At 66.6% G+C, this 6,194-nt stretch carries 10 protein-coding genes; 3 read left to right on the top strand and 7 right to left on the bottom strand.

Translation table 11 applies throughout. The features are described 5' to 3' along the window. The 7 genes from ACFXAM_RS37205 to ACFXAM_RS37235 all read right to left on the bottom strand — a co-directional run. Positions 1–233, bottom strand: a 233-nt coding sequence (locus tag ACFXAM_RS37205; protein WP_380298198.1) for a hypothetical protein, incomplete at its 3' end; no start/stop codon positions are given. Positions 234–382: 149 nt separating this feature from the next. Further along, positions 383–1,195 (bottom strand): aminoglycoside phosphotransferase, encoded by an 813-nt coding sequence (locus tag ACFXAM_RS37210; protein WP_380298182.1) that lies wholly within the window; start codon positions 1,193–1,195, stop codon positions 383–385. A gap of 81 nt (positions 1,196–1,276) precedes the next feature. Continuing rightward, a complete protein-coding gene (locus ACFXAM_RS37215; protein ID WP_380298184.1) occupies positions 1,277–1,411 on the bottom strand; it encodes a hypothetical protein in 135 nt (44 codons plus the stop codon). Further along, on the bottom strand, positions 1,408–2,514 hold the full coding sequence (locus tag ACFXAM_RS37220) for a radical SAM protein (RefSeq protein WP_380298185.1): 1,107 nt from the start codon (positions 2,512–2,514) through the stop codon (positions 1,408–1,410). Before ACFXAM_RS37220 ends, ACFXAM_RS37215 begins: the two co-directional genes overlap by 4 nt. A gap of 12 nt (positions 2,515–2,526) precedes the next feature. After that, complete coding sequence (locus tag ACFXAM_RS37225; protein WP_380298187.1) at positions 2,527–2,913, bottom strand: hypothetical protein; 387 nt, start codon at positions 2,911–2,913, stop codon at positions 2,527–2,529. Positions 2,914–3,116: 203 nt separating this feature from the next. After that, positions 3,117–3,296, bottom strand: a complete 180-nt coding sequence (locus tag ACFXAM_RS37230) for a hypothetical protein (RefSeq protein ID WP_380298189.1) — start codon at positions 3,294–3,296, stop codon at positions 3,117–3,119. After that, positions 3,293–3,457 carry a hypothetical protein gene (locus ACFXAM_RS37235; protein WP_380298190.1) on the bottom strand — a complete coding sequence of 55 codons (165 nt, stop codon included), beginning with the start codon at positions 3,455–3,457 and terminating at the stop codon, positions 3,293–3,295. Before ACFXAM_RS37235 ends, ACFXAM_RS37230 begins: the two co-directional genes overlap by 4 nt. 205 nt (positions 3,458–3,662) lie before the next feature. On the opposite strand from ACFXAM_RS37235, the gene ACFXAM_RS37240 reads away from it, so the two are divergent. From ACFXAM_RS37240 to ACFXAM_RS37250, 3 genes are all read left to right on the top strand, one after another. Then, entirely contained in the window at positions 3,663–4,391 is a 729-nt protein-coding gene (locus ACFXAM_RS37240) for a GntR family transcriptional regulator (protein WP_380298192.1), read from the top strand. A gap of 880 nt (positions 4,392–5,271) precedes the next feature. Beyond that, complete coding sequence (locus ACFXAM_RS37245; protein WP_380298196.1) at positions 5,272–5,949, top strand: DUF5753 domain-containing protein; 678 nt, start codon at positions 5,272–5,274, stop codon at positions 5,947–5,949. Beyond that, on the top strand, positions 5,906–6,037 hold the full coding sequence (locus ACFXAM_RS37250; RefSeq protein WP_380298194.1) for a hypothetical protein: 132 nt from the start codon (positions 5,906–5,908) through the stop codon (positions 6,035–6,037). Before ACFXAM_RS37245 ends, ACFXAM_RS37250 begins: the two co-directional genes overlap by 44 nt. Positions 6,038–6,194: the final 157 nt, after the last annotated feature.

Genomic DNA, 6,194 nt, shown 5'->3' on the forward strand with positions numbered 1-6,194 from the left:
GCATGCCTCGAAGCCCGCCACCGAGAGGGACGGCGCAGGAAGTCGATGTCGCCGACTTCCTGCGCCGGGTTGTTCGCCGGTGGCCCCCTGCTGCTCCGCGCGTCCCGCTGTACCGGCTCGTTGCCGTCGAACTTGCTGCGGAAATTCGTGCGGGCAAGTACGACGCCCCCGGACAATCCGGTGCCGTTCCCGTCGGAATCGGCGCTTGCCGCGCGGTTCGGCGTTGCAACCATGACCGTTCGGCGAGCGCTTGAAGTACTGCGCGAAGAAGACCGGCTGATCACCACGCGCTGGGGCGAGGGGTCGGAAGTGGTACCCGTGCTGACCGGCCGGCCGCCGAAGACGAAAGCCCCGCCCAGGCGGACCCGGACGGGGCAGGCAGCTAAGCCGCCTTCCGGTGGTCCCGCCACCGTCGGGCCGCGTCGACCATCCGCGCCGTCCACGGGGCCGGGTCGTGGCCGCCGATCTCGTCCCAGATGTTGGCGTTGGCGACGGCGAACGCGTCGATCCCTTCAGCGGGGGCTTTCAGCCATACCGGGACCTGGGCGGCCCACTGTTCAGCCGCCGCGGGCTCGTGCCCAGAGGCAACCAGCCAGATGACCCAGAACCCGGCGTCCAGCCACGGGGCACCCTTCGTGGCCCAGCCCCAGTCAACGACGTGCACCCGGTCCGCCGAAACCAACACGTTGGTGTTGTTCCAGTCGGTATGGAGCAGCGCGTCCCCAGTGAAGTGGGCGAGGTCTTCGGGGCGGTCGACATGCCGTTCTAGCCGCTGCTCCGCGTGCCGCAGCTCGATCTTGGGACAGGGACGCTGCCCCAGCCGGCGGAGCACGTCCACGACCTTCGGAAGGTCGGACGACCCAGGCCGGTAGTCGGCGTGGTGGCCGTCGACCGCTTCGAAGACCAGCAGATCCCAGCCGCCGGACTCGACGCGGGCGACCAAGGTAGGGGCGATTCCGCGGACGTAGGGGTTCACCTCAGCTTCGCGGCGCTGGGTCCACGCCCAGCGATGATCCGCGAGACGCCCCTTCACGTAGTACTCGCCGGTTTGCGAGACGAGCCGGACGGCGATCTCGCTGTTGAATCCTTCACTCGCCGAATCGGCTTTCAGAGCGGGACCGGTGTGCGCTTCGACTGCGGCCCGGACGTGGGGAGGCAGCTCCGCGTACGGGATACGACTTGTGGACACATTCATCCGTTCGCTTGATCGGGACGGCCCCGGCCGGGCCCCTCAAAAGCGGGAAATCCCGTCCGGGGCAGTCACGCTAGTACCGGACTACACGTACGGGTTGTCGTCGCCGCAACCCGGCAGCGCGTCCGCACCGAAGCGCTCCGCGTCGTCGAAGAACGACAGCTCCTCGTCCCCCTCCTCCGTGCGGGTGGGGCTCATCTCCACCATGACAGCGGTCATGCTGTACTTCCTTCCTGTCCGTGCTGGCAGTAGGTGTTCAGTGGTGCCTTCGCCTCCTGGTAGCGCTTGGCCAGCGGCCGGCAAACCGCGCAGTTCGCGGAGAGCCGGCAGCCGGTGCAGCCACCGGTGCGAAGCATGAGGCCATCGGCAATTTCGCCAAGGCGGGAAAGGGCGCGGACGCCCTGGGTCAAGTCGATCTGCTCATCGCGACCGACCTTGCAGATCGAAGCCTTGCCGTGCGGGTCGGCGTGGAAGAACGTGTGACCCGCGTTGCAGCCTTCGAACCCGCCGGGCAGCTTCAGGTGCGCCGGGCTCTGGGACTTCAGTGGCGCACCCCCGCCGTAGATCGTGGGCGACATGTGGGTGTACTCGGTGTACGGCACTCCGAGTGCGTCAGCCATGTCGTGCATCTGAGCCTGTTCGGGCGCCGTCTGTGCCGTGATGATCAACGTCAATCGGATGGGAACCCCGGCGTCGACCGCGGCCCGAAGGCCCGCCGTGACGCGCTTGTACGCCCCACGGCTGTGCGTGAACGCGTCGTACGTCTCGGGTGTGGCGCCGTACAGGGAGACCGCCACCCGGTACGGCCTGGCGGACGCCAGTGCGGACAGGATCTCCGGCCGTGCGAGACGCGAACCGTTCGTCTGGACTTCGATCATCATTCCCAGGTCGTGCGCGAGCTGGGCGGAACTGGCGAAGTCGCGGTCGATCAGGGGTTCGCCGCCCGTCATCTGGAGCCAGAGAACACCCGCGTCCCTCATGGTCCGCAGCAGCGCGTGTTTGCCCGACTCGTCCAAGCCGGCGAAGGGGCGATCACCCAGGAAGCAGTGATCACAGCCGAAGTCGCACCCCTTGTTGAGTTCCCAACTCGCCCGGCCGTGCCCGAAGTCGGACGGTCGACGGACGAGAACGAGTTCGCTGATCGGCCGGTCCGGCAGCGAGATGCCCCACCGGCGGTCAGCAGCGTCGACCAGCCAGGCCGGAACGGCGCCTTCACGCTCCAGCTCCCGGAAGCGCCGTTCGGGGAGCGTGATCCCTTCGAGTCGGCCCGGTTTCAGCAGAACGAACTTGCCCAGGAACGGGGCTGCAATAAGCTCGTGCATGTTCCCTCCAGTTCATGGCGCTTGGTGGGCAATCGGCGGCTTGGCCGGCTGGAACGGTCTGCGCGCGGTGGACGGCGGGCGGTCGGAACGGCGCTGCTCGTACTGGTTCTCAACGGGCTTCGGCCCGGCGCACTTCAGCGCCCAGACGACGGACTTGCCGCCGACCCGGCTGTGGAACAGGACCACGGTGGAGGTGACGGTCCCGGTGGTCGGGTCGCCGTGCCGCCGCCGTCCGAGGAACACGCCCTCCCGCCCGTCGGTGTGCCGGTAGACCTCTTGCAGCCGCGGGAGCTTCAGGTCTTCGACGCAACCGCCCGCGGCCTTGAGTGCGCACTCGCATCCGATGCTGTCGGCCAGGGTCGGCGCTACCCCGAGAACCGGGGGCTCGAAGGGCATCATGCCGACTCCGTCAGGATCTTCGTGATCGTGTAGGGCGGGAACAACTCCAGCCCCGGGCCGGCAAGGGGGTTCCCGACCTGGCGTCAGTGTCACGTGACGTGCCGATCGGAATTCCCAGCACCGTGGGAGATGCTGGGCGCTGGAACCCGTCCCAGGCAGGCGTCAGCCATGACAGCGCGTCCAGGACGGGGGTCTTGGGGGTGCTACTTGGGCCGGTCTCGTACGGCCTGAATGATCCGGCGCCGGGTCGGGCTGACCAGCAGCACCGGCCGGGACCACTGGAGCGTTCCGCACCACAACACCTTGAGAGCGGTCCGGGGGTCACGTCCGAGCAGCTTCAACCAGCGCCCGGTGACCGCGGCGCGGCCGTACGGGTTCATCACGCGGCCCGCCTACGCCCGCAGGCCTGAACGGGCAGCTCCTCGGGGTTCTTCTTCAGGTAGTCGAGCGGCAGCAGGATGCCGAACCGGCCGCACCCGCACGTCCACTCACCGACGTCGGTGACGGGGTCGGGCGGGGCGAGTCCGGCAACCTTCGAACCCACCGCGAGCGGCTGAACCGAACAACCACACGCGCACTCCATTGCCGTACTCCGCATGTGCGCCTCTCCAACTGGAATCGGCCCCCAACTCCCGACGGAGCGTCAGTGACCTAGTTCAGCATGGCGGGTGGCCTAGTTTGGCCGCTACGGTTGAGAGTGAACTAGTCCGCTCTTGCGGAGATCGTCCACGGGATGGAAGCGAACAGGCATGCCCACCAGGACACCCAAGACCTGGTCTGTGATCGCAGACCACTACCGCCAGCGCATACTGTCCGGAGAGCTGGAACCGGGGGCAAAGCTCCCCAGCAACAAGGAGATCGCCGGCCGCTGGAACGTTGCCGTGGCCACGGTCAGCCGGGCACTCCAGCACCTTCAGGTTGAGGGCTACCTGCGTACGTCGCCGCGGGGCACGTTTGTCGCGGACGACCCGCGCGTGAGTGCCAGCAGTCGTGACCGCCTCGCGCGGGTGCAGAGGGTGCAGTCCAGCTTCATGGACGGCGAGACCAGCCGCGTGACGGCTGCCGAGATCGTCATTCCGCCGCTCTACGTGGCGGATCTGTTCGACCTGGAGCACGGGGCCCAACTGGTGCGTCGTGAGTACATTGCTGGGCGTGGAAAGTCGCGAACTCTCTTCGCGGTGTCCTGGTACCCTGCACACTTCGCTGCACTTGTGCCCGACCTGCTCAACACGGCGCCGGGCCGGAACGACGGGATCACCGCAAGAGTCCTCGAAGCTACGGGCCGAACCATCACGGCGGCGCGCGACGACATGCATGCACGAACGGCAGACCAGCGGGAAGCCGCCGCCCTGGCGGTGCCGGTCGGTAGTGCCATCCTGGCGCTCGTTCACCGCTGGTCAGACGACGAAGGCTTGATCGAGTACACGGAGGCGTGTTTGCCTCCCCGGTTCACCATCGGCTACCAGTACACGCCGTAGACGCTGCCGGAAACACAGGAAGACCCCAGCGGAATCGCTGGGGTCTCTTTGTGCTTCAAGGCAATCTACGACTCACGGATATGCGCTGCGAAGCCTTTTGCGAGGCCCATAAGCGCGGACTCGTCTACTCGGAGAGGTGGTTGGCCGCTGAGGTCTCCCAGGTCCCGCGCCGCTTCCAGGGCAAGTGCGGCGAGTAGGGGTGGGGCACCAGCGGCACAGTCGGGAACCTCTGGAGCACCCCGCCCTGGCCCCATGGGGGCGAGGGCGAGGCAGGCCATTTAGATCCCGCACCGGCCCAATTGGCCAGGCGAGAAATGTGCCTCCCTGCCGCGCTTTGTGGGGAGCGCAGGGAGTCACCCTCCTGGGGTCGCCTCGGTCGAGGCTTCGGCCGACCGGGCGTTAAACCGTTAAACAAGTGTCTGCATCAGTCTCATGTTCTGCGGACCCGCGCCGCTCTACGCTCGCAACAGAGCGAGCAGCCCACCTGAACGATCTTTCACGGCTTTCGCGGAGTTGGTAGCCGTGATCCCTTCCCGTTCGTGCTGTGGGCTTCCTACGCTCGGCTCACCCACATCGACGAGAGGACGTCATGGCGCCCCACACCAAGGCCCGACCGGCCTTCGAACTCCGCATCGGTAGCCTCCACCTGACTGTGCAGCGCGTGCCAGCCTGGCTCATCACAGTGGCATCTGCGGGCGGGACTGCTCTCGCCGCTTGGTGGGCGCGGAAGTAGGGGACTCTGGAACGACGGCGAACAGGCTGCGACACTCGCTGGCCTACACCCCGGGCGGAACCACCGGCGGGTCGATCGGTTCACCGTCCGGCAGCCGGGGCGTCACGTCGACCGCCAGCAGCCGGCCGGGACGATCACCGCGGTGTCCTGACCGTCGACTTTCTTGAGGTCGCCGAACTTGAGGCCCATGCTGAGCGACTGACCTTCTGCACCACCGCCTACATGCCTGGCCTGCTCCAGACCCGCGCCTATGCGTCAGCAGTGTTCGCCCGACTGTTCCCGCCGCTGCCGCCACAGGAGATCGAAGCAAGGACCGCCTTCAGGATCCGACGGCAGGAGATCGTTCGTTCTGGCGTCATGCCCTTGCGGACATTCATCCATGAGGCCGCACTGCGGATGCAGTTCGGAGGTCCTGCGGTGCTCGTTGATCAGCTCGGTGCCCTGATCGGGGACTCCGAGCAGGCAGGGATCTCGGTGAGGGTGGTGCCGTTCGCGCTCGACACCTTCCCGGGGTCCGGCGAGAACCTGACCTTTGCCGAAGGCCCTGTTCCTGAGCTCGACACCATTGAGATGGACGTATCCCAAGACGCGCTCTTCTTCGACTCGCAAGCCGACTTGGCCAAGCATCGAGTCATCTTCTCTCGTCTCGATTCCACTGCTCTCTCCGAAGAGGAATCGCGCGATTTCGTCCGATCCGTCATGAAGGAAGTGAGGGCTGCCAATGTCTGGCTCAGAGTGGCAGAAGTCCAGCTACAGCGCCTCGAACAACGAGTGTGTCGAGGTGCGTGCAGGGGGCGGAGTGGTCAAAATCCGGGAGTCCGATGACCCTGCCACGGTCCTGTTCGCGGACCCGGCTGCCTTTGCGGGCCTTCTTGCCAGCATCAAGGCTGGTGAACTCGACGACCGTGTCTGACCCGGGTGTCCCCTTGCTCGCCGTGAGCGAGGGCCTGCTTGGAAAGACCCTTCCGGTACGTCCTTCCTGCGGTGTTGTGGTGGTGTGGCGGGGGGGGGGGGGGTGGTGAGACGGAACCCCCCCAAAAACACAACAAACAACGAAATCGACTAGAACG

This window comes from Kitasatospora sp. NPDC059462 (genome assembly GCF_042749955.1).
Taxonomy (GTDB): Bacteria; Actinomycetota; Actinomycetes; order Streptomycetales; family Streptomycetaceae; genus Kitasatospora.